The organism is Allobosea sp. P2_A10 (assembly GCF_056405115.1).
The window spans coordinates 149,690-164,545 of record NZ_JBFUCS010000007.1 but is presented as its reverse complement, the minus strand read 5'-3'; the positions used below and the strand labels follow the sequence as shown (position 1 = coordinate 164,545).

General features: G+C 66.4%; 13 protein-coding genes. 9 read left to right on the top strand and 4 right to left on the bottom strand.

What is annotated here, in order from left to right; translation table 11 throughout:
- Positions 1 to 91: 91 nt before the first annotated feature.
- Complete coding sequence (locus AC1DZY_RS12555) at positions 92 to 1,510, top strand: sodium:proton antiporter (RefSeq protein ID WP_476820444.1); 1,419 nt, start codon at positions 92 to 94, stop codon at positions 1,508 to 1,510.
- A 94-nt stretch (positions 1,511 to 1,604) separates the two neighbouring features.
- On the opposite strand, the gene AC1DZY_RS12550 is transcribed toward AC1DZY_RS12555, so the two are convergent.
- From AC1DZY_RS12550 to AC1DZY_RS12540, 3 genes are all read right to left on the bottom strand, one after another.
- Complete coding sequence (locus AC1DZY_RS12550) at positions 1,605 to 2,615, bottom strand: Lnb N-terminal periplasmic domain-containing protein (RefSeq protein ID WP_476820443.1); 1,011 nt, start codon at positions 2,613 to 2,615, stop codon at positions 1,605 to 1,607.
- A 37-nt stretch (positions 2,616 to 2,652) separates the two neighbouring features.
- Complete coding sequence (locus AC1DZY_RS12545) at positions 2,653 to 4,263, bottom strand: phosphoenolpyruvate carboxykinase (RefSeq protein WP_476820442.1); 1,611 nt, start codon at positions 4,261 to 4,263, stop codon at positions 2,653 to 2,655.
- 212 nt (positions 4,264 to 4,475) lie between these two features.
- A complete protein-coding gene (locus tag AC1DZY_RS12540) occupies positions 4,476 to 5,258 on the bottom strand; it encodes a HugZ family pyridoxamine 5'-phosphate oxidase (protein WP_476820441.1) in 783 nt (260 codons plus the stop codon).
- A 208-nt stretch (positions 5,259 to 5,466) separates the two neighbouring features.
- On the opposite strand from AC1DZY_RS12540, the gene AC1DZY_RS12535 reads away from it, so the two are divergent.
- From AC1DZY_RS12535 to AC1DZY_RS12500, 8 genes are all read left to right on the top strand, one after another.
- Positions 5,467 to 6,168, top strand: a complete 702-nt coding sequence (locus AC1DZY_RS12535) for a response regulator (RefSeq protein ID WP_476820440.1) — start codon at positions 5,467 to 5,469, stop codon at positions 6,166 to 6,168.
- A gap of 172 nt (positions 6,169 to 6,340) precedes the next feature.
- Entirely contained in the window at positions 6,341 to 8,140 is a 1,800-nt protein-coding gene (locus AC1DZY_RS12530) for a stimulus-sensing domain-containing protein (RefSeq protein WP_476820439.1), read from the top strand.
- A gap of 5 nt (positions 8,141 to 8,145) precedes the next feature.
- Positions 8,146 to 8,610 (top strand): HPr kinase/phosphorylase, encoded by a 465-nt coding sequence (locus AC1DZY_RS12525; RefSeq protein ID WP_476820529.1) that lies wholly within the window; start codon positions 8,146 to 8,148, stop codon positions 8,608 to 8,610.
- 109 nt (positions 8,611 to 8,719) lie between these two features.
- Positions 8,720 to 9,121, top strand: a complete 402-nt coding sequence (locus tag AC1DZY_RS12520; RefSeq protein ID WP_476820438.1) for a PTS sugar transporter subunit IIA — start codon at positions 8,720 to 8,722, stop codon at positions 9,119 to 9,121.
- Complete coding sequence (locus AC1DZY_RS12515) at positions 9,118 to 9,462, top strand: HPr family phosphocarrier protein (protein WP_476820437.1); 345 nt, start codon at positions 9,118 to 9,120, stop codon at positions 9,460 to 9,462. The genes AC1DZY_RS12520 and AC1DZY_RS12515 overlap by 4 nt, the downstream gene beginning before the upstream one ends.
- 192 nt (positions 9,463 to 9,654) lie before the next feature.
- Entirely contained in the window at positions 9,655 to 10,404 is a 750-nt protein-coding gene (locus tag AC1DZY_RS12510) for a gluconate 2-dehydrogenase subunit 3 family protein (RefSeq protein ID WP_476820436.1), read from the top strand.
- 16 nt (positions 10,405 to 10,420) lie between these two features.
- Complete coding sequence (locus tag AC1DZY_RS12505; RefSeq protein WP_476820435.1) at positions 10,421 to 12,184, top strand: GMC family oxidoreductase; 1,764 nt, start codon at positions 10,421 to 10,423, stop codon at positions 12,182 to 12,184.
- Entirely contained in the window at positions 12,181 to 13,401 is a 1,221-nt protein-coding gene (locus AC1DZY_RS12500) for a c-type cytochrome (RefSeq protein ID WP_476820434.1), read from the top strand. The genes AC1DZY_RS12505 and AC1DZY_RS12500 overlap by 4 nt, the downstream gene beginning before the upstream one ends.
- Here the strand turns inward: AC1DZY_RS12500 and AC1DZY_RS12495 are convergent.
- Complete coding sequence (locus AC1DZY_RS12495; protein WP_476820433.1) at positions 13,398 to 14,732, bottom strand: hydantoinase/carbamoylase family amidase; 1,335 nt, start codon at positions 14,730 to 14,732, stop codon at positions 13,398 to 13,400. The genes AC1DZY_RS12500 and AC1DZY_RS12495 overlap by 4 nt on opposite strands.
- Between the last annotated feature and the right edge of the window lie 124 nt (positions 14,733 to 14,856).

Sequence of the window (14,856 nt, the reverse complement as noted above, 5' to 3'; positions counted from 1 at the left end):
GGCCGGCGGTTGCTAGCCCGGCGGGCATCGTTTACCCAGCGATATGAACCGGGCATGACGCGCGCGCGCCGGACAGGCGGGAGATGGAGCCTTGAAGACGATTTTGACGCGGATCGGCGTGGTTTTCGCGCTGTGTCTGGCTTCGAGCGCGGCGCTGGCCGCCGGCGATATCGGCGGCGCGACCCTGAGCGCCGCATGGGCTCTGCCGTTTGCCGGGATGCTGCTCTCGATCGCGCTCGGGCCGGTGCTGTTCCCGCATTTCTGGGAGCTGAACTACGGCAAGTTCGCCGCCTTCTGGTCCGTGCTGACGCTGGCTCCGCTGATGCTGTCGCGCGGTTTCGATCCGACCTTTGGCGCGCTGCTGCATACCGGCCTGCTCGACTATGTGCCCTTCATCATCCTGCTGTTTGCGCTGTTCACCATCGCCGGCGGCATCCTGATCATGGGCAATCTGCACGGCACCCCGCTGACCAACACGGTGCTGCTGGCGATCGGCGCGTTCCTCGCCAGTTTCGTCGGCACGACGGGCGCCTCGATCATCATGATCCGCCCGGTCCTGCGCGCCAATGATTCCAGGCGCCACAACGTCCATGTCGTGGTGTTCTTCATCTTTCTGGTTTCGAACATCGGCGGCGCGCTGACGCCGCTCGGCGATCCGCCGCTCTTCCTCGGCTTTCTGCGCGGCGTCGATTTCTTCTGGACGACGACGCATCTCGCCCATGAGACCGCCTTCGTCTTCGCCGTCGTGCTGGCGGTGTTCTACGTTCTCGACGTCTGGTTCTACCGCAAGGAGGAGGGCATGCCTGCGCTGAAGGACCCGACGCCCGACCGTGCCATCAAGCTCTACGGCAAGATCAATATCGCCCTGCTGGGTGGCGTCATCCTCGCCATCCTGCTGTCGGCGAACTGGAAGCCGGGCATCGCCTTCGAAATCCACGGCATCAGGCTCGAACTCCAGAACATCGTGCGCGACGCGATCCTGCTCGGGCTCGCCGGTCTCTCGCTGAAACTGACGCCGGGCCCGGTGCGCGCCGGCAACGAGTTCTCCTGGGGGCCGATCAAGGAGGTCGCGAAACTCTTCGCCGGCATCTTCATCTGCATGATCCCGGTGCTGGCGATGCTGCAGGCAGGTAAGGCCGGCGCGTTCGCCTCGCTGGTGGCGCTGGTCAGCCAGCCCGACGGCAGCCCCAACATCGCCGCCTATTTCTGGCTCACCGGTGCGCTCTCGTCCTTCCTCGACAATGCGCCGACCTATCTCGTCTTCTTCGAGCTTGCCGGCGGCGACCCCCAGAAGCTGATGAACGCTGGCGCATTGACGCTGGCCGCGATCTCCTCGGGCGCGGTCTATATGGGCGCGAACTCCTATATCGGGAACGCGCCGAACTTCATGGTCTACGCCATCGCCAAGGACCGGAAGGTCGCGATGCCCAGCTTCTTCGGCTACATGCTCTGGTCGGGCGCGGTGCTGATCCCGACCTTCGTGCTGGCGACGTTCGTGTTCTTCAGATGAGATTGCGCCGTTATTCTCGGGCTTGACCCGAGGATGACGCGACCGGACGCTGGTTTTCGAGATGGTCGGGGCAAGCCCGGCCATGACGCGGCTGTTACGGCCGCCCTGCCAGGACGCCCTCGCGAATCTTCCGCGAAAACTCCCGATCATCCGGCGAAATCGCCCGCGCCTTCTCGCTGATCTTGCCCTGCCGCACCAGTTCGTCGAGTGGGATGTCGCCGCGCAGAGCGCCGATACGCTGTAGATAACCCGGCAGATAGCCAGAGAGCACCACGCGCGGATCGAGCGGCAGCGAAAAGCGCCAGCGCGGCGCGACCGAGCCGACGAGGTGATAGACCACCGTCGTGCAATTGGTCGTCAGCGTGTTGTACCAGCGCGGTTTGGCGGCGAGCCGGTTGATGTCGGCTGCATAGGCGAGCAGCACGTCGCGCGCCTGCTGGGGCGTCGCCGCCAACCGGAACAGCCGAACATCCTCCTTGCGGGCGTGGCTGCGCAAGGCGACGATATCGCGCTCGTCGGCGGCGACATAGGCCATCTCGTAGATGCGGAAGAAGCCGGCGAGCGACGACCAGTCCTCGCCTTTTTCGCGGCGGACCTCGATCGAGAAGGTGAGCGGGAGCTGATCCCTGAAGGTGAAGCTGACCAGGAGATGGGCGATCGCCTCGCCCGACCAGTAGGACAGGAACAGGTCCGCGCCCTCGATCCCGCCAAGATCGTAGCGCCGCGTCTCCCAGTTCTGGTCGTAGTCGGCCTCGCTTCGCCAGCGGAAGTTTCGGAGATTGGTGACGGCGATGGTCTCGCCCTCGCGCGCAATCTGCGGCAGGCGGGCGAGTTCTGGAATCCAGTTGCGGTCATGCGACGGTGACAGGCCGTTCCACCAGCCGAGCAGGCCGAGGAAGATGATGGCGAAGGAGAGCGGAAGGCGCGCGGCGCCTGTCCAGATACCGATCGCGCCGGCAAGGCCCGCGAGCCCGAAGCCGATCGCGGCGACCATCGCGATCGTGCCGGACAAACGGAAGAACAGCAGGCCAGCACCCCACAGGCCCGCCGCCACGACGGCAAGCGTCGCCAGAATCTGCAGCGCAACGAAAAAGAGGCGGCTCATCGCCGCCTCTCGTAACAGATCGCGATGCCTACGCCAGTCACGCCGCCAGGGAATTCGTCGGCGCGGCGGCCTTCACCGCATCGTCGACATGACCCTCGAAGCGCTTGAAATTCTCGCGGAACATGCCGATCAGGTTCTTTGCGGTCTCGGCGAAAGCCGCCTTGTCGGCCCAGGTTTTCACCGGATAGAGGATGTGCGGCTCGACGCCGGGCACCGAGGTCGGCACCGCGAAGCCGAAATAGGGGTCGCGGCGGAAATCGGCGCGGTTGAGCGAACCATCCAGCGCAGCGGTCAGCAGGCGGCGGGTGACGCGGATCGGCATGCGCCGGCCGACGCCGTATTTTCCGCCGGTCCAGCCGGTGTTGACCAGCCAGCAATCGACGTGGTGCTTGGCGATGAAATCGCGCAGCAGATTGGCGTATTCCGACGGATGGCGCGGCAGGAAGGGCGATCCGAAGCAGGTCGAGAATTCCGGTTCGACGCCGACGAGGCCGCGTTCGGTGCCGGCGACCTTGGCGGTGTAGCCGGACAGGAAGTGATACATCGCCTCGGCCGGGGTGAGCTTGGCAATCGGCGGCATCACGCCGAAGGCGTCGGCGGTGAGCATGACGATATTCTTGGGAACGCCGGCGCGGCCGGTGCGCGAGGCATTGGGGATAAAGTCGAGCGGATAGGCCGAGCGGGTGTTCTCGGTCTTGGTCTGGTCATCGAAATCGACGACGCGGGTGTATTCGTCGAGCACGACGTTCTCGAGCACCGTGCCGAAGCGCTGCGAGGCTGCGAAAATCTGCGGCTCGGCCTCGGCCGAAAGCTTGATCGTCTTGGCGTAGCAGCCGCCCTCGAAATTGAAGATGCCGTTCTTCGACCAGCCATGCTCGTCGTCGCCGATCAGCGTGCGGTCTGGGTCGGCCGAGAGCGTGGTCTTGCCGGTGCCCGACAGGCCGAAGAAGATCGCCGAATCGTCCTTCGAGCCGACATTGGCCGAGCAGTGCATCGGCACCACGCCCTTGGCCGGCAGGGTGTAGTTCAGATAGGTGAAGACCGATTTCTTCATCTCGCCGGCATAGGCCGAGCCGCCGATCAGCACGATCTTGCGGGAAAAATCGATCGCGATCACGGTCTCGGAGCGGCAGCCATGGCGCTTGGGGTCGGCCTTGAAGCTCGGCAGGTCGACGATGGTCAGCTCAGGCACATAACCCGCGATATCCTCGGCCTCGGGCCGGATCAGCAGGTTGCGGATGAACAGCGAGTGCCAGGCGAACTCGGTGAAGACGCGCGCCCTGACGCGGTGGGCCGGATCGGCGCCGCCATAGAGATCCTGCGCGAACAGCTCCTTGCCCTCGGCATGGGCGAGGAAATCGGCGAGCAGCGTCTCGAAATGCTCCGGCGACATCGCGCCGTTGTTCTCCCACCAGACCGTGCCCTCGGTCAGGGCGTCGCGGACGACGAACTTGTCCTTGGGCGAGCGGCCGGTATGGGTGCCCGTGTCGGCGCAAAGCGCGCCACCGGCGGCGAGCCCGGCCTCGCCACGCTGCAACGCCTGCTCGTAGAGCTGCGGCGCCTGCAGGTTCCAGGCGACCGATTTCAGCTTGCGGAAGCCGAAGCTCTCGACGCCATGCGCTGTGTTGAACTGACCGATGGTCTGCACTGGAATCCTCCCGACGCGCGCCAGAACTAAAGGCGCGGCGTTATGTTGAAATCACACGGCATGAATCCGATGCCGCAGACGAGATGGGTCTTAAAAATTCAGTGGCAGGGTCTTTAGGCCGATGATGACGCCGGCTCAAGCGTCCGGAAAGGCGCGGGGACGAAGAAACTCCTTTAAATCGGTTGAATAAGATCGACGTAGTGAATCGGCGATCAGACCAGGGCGCGCGCCTGTGCGGCGAGTTCGGCAAGCGTCTTGCGCAGGGCTCCGGGGCTCGTCACCCGCTCGGGAAAGGCCAGCCGCTCGGAGCGATCGCCGCAGACGAGGTCAATCCCGTCGGGATCAAGCCCCGACGTCCGCCAGCGCCCCTCGGCTGCGCCGAGCAGGCGCGTGGCATAAAGCGACAGCGCGTCGGCGTGATCCTCGTTCATATGCGCGACCGCGCCGCCTTCAGCCTCGATCAGCGCTTCGCAGCCGGCGAGATCGAGCAGAATGTCGCCGGTCTTCAGATCGGCGGCGCGGGCAAAGCCGCCATTGGGATGGAAGCCCTCGACCGCCAGCCGGAACAGGTCGAAATCGGGGAAGTCGGCGTAAAGCTTCGATTTGGGGTGGCGGGCGAGAAAGCGCCGGCGGGCATTTGGATCATCGCTTCGCTCGATGCGCCCGACCACGCTGAGCCGGCGCGAATTGGCCATCGGGTCACCCTTGCCCAGCGCCGCAAACAGGATCGAAGCACGTGGATCGGCCTCGAAATTGCGCCGGTGCAAGGACAGCCGCGACGCCAGCAACAGCGGCGTGCCGTCGACATCGGTCGCGACATTGACGAGCGTCGCGAGCGGAAAACCGCTGGCCGGATCGAGCGTCGCCAGCGCGCCGGTGCGGCCGGTCCGCAAAACCTGCCGCGCCATCGCCACCGCGTCGAAGGCTGCCGGCGCCGAGCCGCCGAGTTCGAGGCCCCGCGGCGTGATCGCCGGTTCCGACACGACCTCTGACATCCCGTTGCCTCCGGCTGTTCGCGATCAGGATGGCGGCCCGCAGATGGCGGTTCGAGGCGCGGGAACAGCCCGCAGGGAGCTTTTGCGAGCGCGCTACGTTAAGCCATAGCGAAACCGCCACGCCGCCGCTAGATTGCAGCCATGCTTTGGCCGCTCTCTGACCCGAGTGGACATTTCATTGCAACGAGCCGAAGAGGCCCCGACAATTATGCCAACCATTGCGCTGGTCGATGACGACCGCAACATCCTGACTTCGGTCTCCATCGCGCTTGAGGCCGAGGGCTACCGGATCATGACCTATACGGACGGTGCATCGGCGCTCGACGGGCTGAAGCAGAACCCGCCAGACCTGGCGATCTTCGATATCAAGATGCCGCGCATGGACGGCATGGAGCTGCTGCGCCGCCTGCGCCAGAAGTCGGATCTTCCCGTGATCTTCCTGACCTCGAAGGACGAGGAGATCGACGAGCTCTTCGGCCTGAAGATGGGCGCCGACGATTTCATCCGCAAACCCTTCTCGCAGCGCCTGCTGGTCGAGCGCGTCAAGGCGATCCTGCGCCGCGCCGGCGCCAAGGACCCCGGCGCCGCCCCACGCAGCGAGGACGCCAAGGCGCTGGAGCGCGGCCTGCTGCGGATGGACCCCGAGCGCCACACCTGCACCTGGAAAGGCGAGCCGGTGACGCTGACCGTGACCGAGTTCCTGATCCTGCAGTCGCTGGCGCAGCGGCCGGGCGTGGTAAAGAGCCGCAACGCCCTGATGGACGCCGCCTATGACGACGAGGTCTATGTCGACGACCGCACGATCGACAGCCACATCAAGCGCCTGCGCAAGAAGTTCAACCAGGTCGATGTCGACTTCGACATGATCGAGACCTTGTACGGCGTCGGCTATCGCTTCAAGGAAGGCTGAAAATTCAGGCGCTCTGGTTGCAGCCTCAGCCCTCATCCTGAGGAGAAGCCACCGGCTTCGTCTCGAAGGATGTTCAGTGTGCGCTGGTGCATCCTTCGAGACGCCGCTTCGCGGCCCCTCAGGATGAGGGCTGAGGGAAACCGACGAGCAGGACAGGGCGCTCCAGGACCAGATGGCGACGATCGAGGACGAGCGGAGAGCGGAGGCCCGTCCGCAGCGCCTGACGCCGGCGCTGCGCAAGCGGCTGTCCGCGTTCGGCCGGCGCAGCTTGAGGGCGATCTCCTCGCGCGCCGCCTCCAGCCTGACGCGGCGCATCGTCGTGCTGAACCTCGCCGGGCTCGTGGCGCTGCTGCTCGGCTTCCTCTACCTCAACCAGTTCCGCGAGGGGCTGATCGAATCGCGGGTGCAGAGCCTGCTGACGCAAGGCGAGATCATCGCCGGCGCGATCTCGGCCTCGGCCACGGTCGAGACCGACACCATCACCATCGACCCCGACAAGCTGCTGCAATTGCAGGCAGGCGAGAGCGCCGGCATTGCCGAGGACCCGCTCGATTTCTCGATCAACCCGGAAAAGGTCGCCCCGCTGCTGCGCCGGCTGGTGACGCCGACCAAGACGCGCGCCCGGGTCTACGACAAGGACGGGCTGCTGACGCTGGATTCGCGCAATCTCTATTCGCGCGGCGACGTGCTCCGGCTCGACCTGCCGCGCGTCGGCGAGCCCGACGAGCCGCCTTTGCTCGAGCGCACCTGGAACCTGCTGCGCAACCGGCTCGGCCGCGCCGATCTGCCGACCTATGACGACTTCGAGAACGCCAACGGCAAGTCCTATCCGGAGGTCGCCCGCGCGCTCAATGGCATCGCCGCAAGCGTCGTGCGCGTCAACACGCGCGGCCAGACCATCGTCTCGGTTGCGGTGCCGGTGCAGCGCTTCCGCGCGGTCAAGGGCGCGCTGCTGCTCTCGACGCAAGGCGGCGACATCGACGCGATCATCGCCTCCGAACGCTACGCCATCTTTCAGGTCTTCGCGGTCGCCGCCGGCGTGATGATCGTGCTGTCCGTGCTGCTGGCGGGTACCATCGCCGAGCCGATCCGCAGGCTGGCGGACGCTGCCCAGCGCGTCCGCAAGGGCGTGAAATCGCGCGAACAGATCCCCGATTTCGCCAGCCGGCACGACGAGATCGGCCATCTTTCCGGCTCGCTGCGCGACATGACCAAGGCGCTCTACAGCCGGATCGAGGCGATCGAGAGTTTTGCCGCCGATGTGGCCCATGAGCTGAAGAATCCGCTGACCTCGCTGCGCAGCGCGGTGGAGACGCTGCCGCTCGCCAAATCCGACGATTCACGCGGCCGCCTGCTGGCGGTGATCCAGCACGATGTGCGCCGGCTCGACCGGCTGATCTCCGACATCTCCGACGCCTCGCGGCTCGACGCCGAGCTTGCCCGCGACGAGGCTGCGCCTGTCGACATCGCTCAGGTGATGGAGACGGTCGTGTCCGTGCAGAACGAGACCCGCCGCAAGGAACAGCCCCGCATCGACCTTGTCACCGAGCGGCGCGGCCAGCGGGCGGGCGGGCGCGACGGCTTCCTCGTGATGGGCCATGATTCCCGGCTCGGCCAGGTCATCGTCAACCTGATCGACAATGCGCGTTCGTTCTCGGCGGCGGACAAGCCGGTCAGGGCGATGCTGTCGCGCGATGGCGGCGACGTCGTCGTCACCATCGAGGACGAGGGGCCGGGCATCGAGCCCCACGCGCTGGAGCGCGTCTTCGAGCGCTTCTACACCGACAGGCCCAATGAGGGCTTCGGCCAGAATTCGGGGCTGGGACTCTCGATCTCGCGCCAGATCATCGAGGCGCATCGCGGCACGATCCTGGCCGAGAACCGGCTCGGGCCAGCCGGACCCGACGGCGAACAGCCGCGGCTGGGCGCGCGCTTCGTCGTGCGGCTGCCGGCCGTGCAGCAGACCTCGTGACGCGGATGGACGCCGCCGGCGACGGAGCCGCCGACCGAATCCACGCGAGCACGGTCGCGGTCGGCGAGGCCGGCATCCTGATCCGGGGCGCGTCGGGCGCGGGCAAATCGACGCTGGCGCTGACGCTGATCGCGGCGGCGACGCAAGGCGGGCGCTTCGCCAGGCTGGTCGCCGACGACCGCAGCGAGATCGAAGTCCGCTCGGGACGGCTGCTGGCGCGCCCGGTCGCGCCGCTGGAGGGCATCATCGAGCGGCGAGGACTCGGCCTGACGCCCGAGCCCCATCTGCCGGCGGTCGTGGTTCGGCTGATCGTCGATCTCCTGGGCGAGGAGCCGGCGCGCATGCCGGAGCCCGAGGATCTCGTGGCGCAGCTGGCGGGAATCGCGCTGCCGCGTCTCGCGCTCACCGGCCGCGCCGGCGACGAGAGGCTGGTGCTGGCGGCGCTGCGATTGTTTCTGGATGAGACTTGAGTCGCGATTTCGACAAGTTTTAAGCGAGCCGGCTTGCGCATATCTCGCACCTGCCGCATAAACCGCGACCTTTCCGGGCGCAAAGCGCGCTCTCCAGGCGCCATAGTGAATGATTGGACTCGTCCTCGTGACGCATGGGCATCTGGCGACGGAATTCCGCGCCGCGCTCGAACATGTCGTCGGACCCCAGAAAAACCTCGCCACCATCGCCATCGCTCCCGATGACGACATGGAAGGCCGCCGCCGCGATATCATCGCCGCGGTCGAGGAGGTCGAGGCCGGCAAGGGCGTGATCGTGCTGACCGACATGTTCGGCGGCACGCCCTCCAACCTCGCCATCTCGGTGATGGAGCCCGGCCGCATCGACGTCGTCGCCGGCGTCAACCTGCCGATGCTGATCAAGCTCGCCAGCGTGCGCGAGGAGAAGACCCTCGACGAGGCCGTGACCAGCGCGCAGGATGCCGGCCGCAAATACATCACCGTCGCCAGCCGCGTGCTGGCGGGGAAATGAAGGCAAGCGCGGTGGGCGACGGGCAGGATGCCGAGGATTGCGACTGCCCGGAGGTCGAGGTGCCCGCTGGCGCGCTCTATGGCGAGTTCCAGATCGTCAACAAGAAGGGGCTGCACGCCCGTGCCACGGCGAAATTCGTGCAATGCGCCTCGAATTTCGACGCCGACATCACCGTGACCCGCTGCGGCGAGACCGTCGGCGCGACCTCTATCATGGGCATCCTGACGCTGGGCGCCGGCATCGGCTCGACGATCACCGTCGTCGCCACGGGCCGCGAGGCGAAGGAAGCGCTGAAGGCGCTGGAGACCCTCGTCGCCGACAGGTTCGGCGAGGGCGAATAGGGCGCAAACGCGGCCTGCGGATCGCGGCCGGCATTCACCGGAACCGCAGATCATGCGCAGGTTCCATGCGCCCGGCAGATGGCTGCACCGCTCACGCCGGGTGTTGATTATTCTCATTCCAGGGAAGAGCCTCGCACTCGTCCGCAACGACGCCGGCTGATCCGACCGGCGATGCGGACGATCGAGGCCGGCATGACACCCATCCCCCCGTTCCGCCCGAGCCGCCGGCACTTTCTTTCATCGACAGGCATGACGCTGCTGGCGGCCTCGATCGGCGGCGCCAAGGCCGCCGAGCATTCCGGCAAGCTGCCGTGGAAGCCTTTCGCGGCGCTGCCGCCCGAGCCTTTGCCAGGCGGGCGCTGGTACGTCTTCACCCCCGACGAAGCCCGCATGGTCGAGGCGGTCGTCGACCGGCTGATTCCGGCCGACGAGCTTAGCATCGGCGGCAAGGAGGCCGGCTGCGCCAGCTTCATCGACCGCCAGCTTGCCGGCAGCTACGGCACCTCGGACCGGCTCTATATGCTGGGCCCATTCCTGCCGGGCCTGCCGACGCAAGGCTATCAGGGCAGCGAGGGGCCGCTCGCGCGCTACAAGGCGGGGCTTGCCGCGCTCGGCCAGCATGTCCGCGCGCAGTTCGCCGGCAAGGGTTTCGCCGATCTCGCACCCGCCGACCAGGACAAGGTGCTGGCCGATTTCGAAGGCGGAAAGGTCGGCTATCCCGCCGCCACCGGCTTCTTCAACCTCATGCTCCAGAACACGATGGAAGGCTTCTTCGCCGACCCGATCTATGGCGGCAACCGCGACATGGCCGGCTGGAAGTTCATCGGCTTTCCCGGCGCCCGCTACGATTACCGCGACTATGTCACGGCCCATAACCAGCCCTTCCCCCTGCCGCCCTTGTCGATCGCCGGGCGGCCGGAGTGGAAGATCGGCAGCAAGTAAGGCGGGACCGGACCCCATGGCGAAGAAACTGCCCCGCAAGGATGTCGTCATCGTCGGCCTCGGCTGGACCGGCGCGATCCTGGCGCAAGAACTGACCGATGCCGGCCTCGACGTCGTCGCGATCGAGCGCGGACCCTGGCGCGACACGGCGACCGATTTCAACGTCGCCTATGCGCCTGACGAACTGCGCTACGCCGTCCGCAAGGACCTCTTCCTGCAGCCGGCGCAGGAAGCCATGACGATGCGCAACAATACGTCGCAGACGGCGATGCCGATGCGCGACTATGGCTCGTTTCTGCCCGGCACCGGCGTCGGCGGTGCGGGCACGCACTGGAACGGCCACACCTGGCGCTTTTTCCCGAGCGATTTCGTGCTCAAGACGCATCTGACAGAGCGCTATGGCGCGGGCCGGCTCGGCGACCTCCAGATTCAGGACTGGGGCGTGACCTATGACGAGCTCGAACATTCGTTCGACCGCTTCGAGTATCTCGCCGGCATCTCCGGCAAGGCCGGCAACCTGAACGGCACGATTCAGTCCGGCGGCAACCCGTTCGAGGGGCCGCGCAAGCGCGAATATCCGCTGCCGCCGATGCAGATGACCTATGCGCCGACCTTGTTCGCCGAGGCCGCGCGCTCGGTGGGCCTACATCCGTTCCCGACGCCCTCGGCCAATCTCTCCAAGGCCTATGTCAACCCGCTCGGCATCGCCATGGGCCAATGCACCATGTGCGGCTTCTGCGAGCGCTTCGGCTGCGCCAACTATTCCAAGTCGAGCGCGCACACCACGATCCTGCCGGTGCTGATGCGCAAGTCGAATTTCGAGGCGCGCACCGAATGCGAGGTTTTGAAGATCGACCTCGCCTCCGACGGCAAGACCGCCAAGGGCGTGACCTATGTCGACGTCACCGGCGAGACCTTCGAGCAGCCGGCCGACATCGTGCTGCTCAACGCCTATGGCCTGCACAATGTCCGGCTGATGCTGCTGTCTGGCATCGGCAAGCCCTATGATCCGGCGACGGGCGAGGGCACGGTCGGGCGCAACTACGCCTACCAGACCAATGCCGGGGCGCAGGTCTTCTTCGAGGGCAAGAACCTCAACCCCTTCATCGCTGCGGGCGCGCTCGGCCAGTCGCTCGACGACTACAACGGCGACGCCTTCGACCACGCCGCGCTCGATTTCGTCGGCGGGGCCGGGATCAACTGCATCCCGACCAATGGCCGCCCGATCACCTACCGGCCGGTGCCGCCGGGCACGCCGCGCTGGGGTTCGGCCTGGAAGAAGGCGACCAAGGCGCATTACGGCAATACGCTGGGCTTTTCCTCGCAGGGCAGTTCCTACGCGACCCGTGGCAACCATCTCGACCTCGACCCGACCTACAAGGACCGCTTTGGCCGCCCGCTGCTACGCGTCACCTTCGATTTCCCCGACAACGACATCCGCATGTCCAACTGGGTCAGCGACCGCATGCAGCAGATCGCGACGGCGCTCGGCGGCAAGCAGATCGTCAACAACAAGCTGCGCAAGGGCTGGAACTCCGTGCCCTACCAGAGCACGCACAACACCGGCGGTGCGATCATGGGTACCGACCCCAATACCAGCGCGGTCAATCGCCATCTGCAGAGCTGGGACGTGCCCAATGTCTTCGTCGTCGGCGCGTCCGCCTTCCCGCAGAATGCCGGCAAGAACCCGACCGGGCCGGTCGGCGCGCTCGCCTTCTGGGCGGCGGATGCGATCCGCAACCACTATCTGAAGAACCCCGGCAAGCTGGTGCAGGCATGAAGAGAGCAGCGCTTCTCGCCGGCCTGCTGGCCGCTACGGTCGTCGGAGCCAAGGGCTACGCCTCCGACCTGTTCGACCGGATCAATGCCGGACGCTACAAGGCGGTGCTCGCCGATTGCTCGGCCTGCCATACGACGCCGGGCGGCAAGCCCTTCGCCGGCGGCGCACCGCTCGACACGCCCTTTGGCAAGCTGATTCCCTCCAACATCACGCCCGATGCCGCGACCGGAATCGGCGGCTGGAGCTATGACGATTTCCGCGGCGCGCTGAAGCAGGGCGTCGGCAAGGACGGCAAGCGGCTCTATCCGGCGATGCCCTACCCGGCCTATTCGTCGATGACCGAGGCCGATATCGCCGATATCTGGGCCTATCTCCAGAAGATCGAGCCGGTCTCCAACCGCGTGGTCTCGAACCAGCTGCCGTTTCCGTTCAGCATCCGCAGCGTGATGATCGGCTGGAACCTGTTGAACTTCTCGCCGAAGGAGTTCGCGCCCGACGCCAGCAAGTCGGCCGAATGGAACCGGGGCGCCTATATCGTCAACGGTCCGGGCCATTGCGGCACCTGCCACACCCCGAAGAGCCTGACCGGCGCGGACAAGACCGACCAGTTCCTGCGCAGCGGCAATCTGCAGAGCTGGGTCGCACCCGATATCAGCAGCGACGGCCACAGGGGCATCGGCAGCTGGTCGCCGGAGGATCTCGTCGCCTATCTCAAGACCGGCGCGAACCGCTTCGACATTGCGTCGGGTCCGATGGGCGAGGTCATCACGAACTCGACGCAATACTGGACCGACGCCGACCTGAAAGCGGTCGCCAGCTATCTCAAGGAGGTGAAGGGCAGCGCTGCGCCCGCGCCGCAACCACTGGCTGCCACCGATCCGATGATGGTCGCGGGCAAGGCGGTCTTCCTCGACCGCTGCTCGGCCTGCCATGTCAGCACAGGCGAGGGCCAGCCCTCGCTGTTCCCGAAGCTCGCCAAGGCGCCGGTGGTCAATGGCGACGACCCGACCTCGCTGATCCGTGTCGTGCTGCAGGGCAGCCAGGCCGTGGCCACGGCCGCCCGCCCGACGACGCCGGCGATGCCATCCTTCGGCTGGAACCTCGGTGACGCCGAAGTCGCCAACGTCCTTAGCTATGTCCGCAACAGCTGGGGCAATGCCGCGCCACCAGTGACGGCGGGCCAGGTCAAGGACATGCGGGCGAAGCTCGCGCGTTAGGCGTCGGACCCTACGCAGGTCATTGCCGCCAGCCTGTTTACCAGGACGCGCGTCGCCTGCATGAAATCCGCGATCGTCATCGCCTCGTGAGGGTTGTGACTGCCCTTGTCGTTGCGGACGAAGACCATCACGGCGGGAATGCCGGCGTCGGCGAAATCCTGCGCGTCGTGTCCGCCGCCGCTCGCCATCGTCAGATAGGGGATTGCAAGTCCGTCCGCACTCGCCTGCAGACCCGCGACGAGCGCGGGCGCCATCTTGCCCGGCATGGCGCGGTCGATCGGATTGAGCTCGAAGGACACGTGGCGGCGCGCGCCGATCTCGCCTGCGCTCGTCCGCAGGAAAGCCTCCATGCCGTCGAGCGTGCCGGCATCCTGGCTGCGGATATCGAGCGTGAAATCGACATGGCCGGGGACCTTGGTGAGCGAATGCGTCTCGGCCAGTGTGGAAAACCGCCCCACTGTGACCACGAGATCCTCGCCCGCCGCGCGACGGCGGCTCCATTCGCCGTCGAGCGCCATGACCAGTTCGGCGAGCGCGAAGACGGCGTCCTGCCGGTATTCATGCGGCACCGCGCCGGAATGCGACCAGGCGCCGACGACTTTGGCGTTGCGGGCACGATAGGCGCCGCGAATGCCGGTGACGACCCCGACAGGTATGGCGCGGTTCTCCAGGATCGGACCCTGCTCGATATGCAGCTCGATGAAGCCCGCGATCCCGGCCGGCGACAGGATCGGCGGCCCGGTCTCGATCAAGCCGGGGTCGAAGCCTGCCTGCGCCATCATCGCGCGCAGCGACAATCCGGTCGCGACATGGATCGCACTGTCGAGTTCGCCGTCCCAGAGCAGGCCGAGCGCTGCGCGGCTGCCGAGATGGCCGCCATGGCGGCCGGCAAACCAGGTGCTGCTCTCCTCGGCGCGGAACGCCATCACAACGATGTCGCATTCCGGTTGCAGGCCGGCGTCACGCAGCGCGGCAAGCGCAACCAGCCCCGCGACGACGCCGGCTGCACCGTCGAAATTTCCCCCGTGATGCACAGAATCGAGATGCGAGCCGGTAATCCAGACCGGCCGTTCCCGGTTGCGGCCGGCGAGACTGGCCGAGAGATTGCCCGCCGCGTCGACCGAGACGTCGAGACCGAGATCGCGCGCGAGCGCGGCGACGATGTCGTGGGCGAGCTGCTCGCCCTCCATGTAGGAAGCGCGGGTCACGCCGGGGGCATCGAGCGTCCGGGCGCGCAGGGTGTCGAAGACCGAGGCGGCATAGGCCTCGCGCGCCAGAACGGCCGCATCGAGTGCCGGGAACGGACGGAACGGGCTGGAAGACGCGGGCAAATCACTCTCCAATCGGTTGGTCTGGCGCAGCCAGGCCGAGTCGTCGAACCAAGGCTCGCCTCTGAACCAGGGATATAAAGACATCTTTATATCTTTGATTGCCTTTCGCCGCGCACGCTGCTAG

Excerpts from the sequence above, each read along its gene's own strand:
- AC1DZY_RS12550 (WP_476820443.1), bottom strand. The coding sequence starts at position 2,615 with ATGAGCCGCCTCTTTTTCGTTGCGCTGCAGATTCTGGCGACGCTTGCC.
- AC1DZY_RS12540 (WP_476820441.1), bottom strand. The coding sequence starts at position 5,258 with ATGTCAGAGGTCGTGTCGGAACCGGCGATCACGCCGCGGGGCCTCGAA.
- AC1DZY_RS12535 (WP_476820440.1), top strand. The coding sequence starts at position 5,467 with ATGCCAACCATTGCGCTGGTCGATGACGACCGCAACATCCTGACTTCG.
- AC1DZY_RS12530 (WP_476820439.1), top strand. The coding sequence starts at position 6,341 with ATGGCGACGATCGAGGACGAGCGGAGAGCGGAGGCCCGTCCGCAGCGC.
- AC1DZY_RS12525 (WP_476820529.1), top strand. The coding sequence starts at position 8,146 with ATGGACGCCGCCGGCGACGGAGCCGCCGACCGAATCCACGCGAGCACG.
- AC1DZY_RS12520 (WP_476820438.1), top strand. The coding sequence starts at position 8,720 with ATGATTGGACTCGTCCTCGTGACGCATGGGCATCTGGCGACGGAATTC.
- AC1DZY_RS12515 (WP_476820437.1), top strand. The coding sequence starts at position 9,118 with ATGAAGGCAAGCGCGGTGGGCGACGGGCAGGATGCCGAGGATTGCGAC.
- AC1DZY_RS12510 (WP_476820436.1), top strand. The coding sequence starts at position 9,655 with ATGACACCCATCCCCCCGTTCCGCCCGAGCCGCCGGCACTTTCTTTCA.
- AC1DZY_RS12505 (WP_476820435.1), top strand. The coding sequence starts at position 10,421 with ATGGCGAAGAAACTGCCCCGCAAGGATGTCGTCATCGTCGGCCTCGGC.
- AC1DZY_RS12500 (WP_476820434.1), top strand. The coding sequence starts at position 12,181 with ATGAAGAGAGCAGCGCTTCTCGCCGGCCTGCTGGCCGCTACGGTCGTC.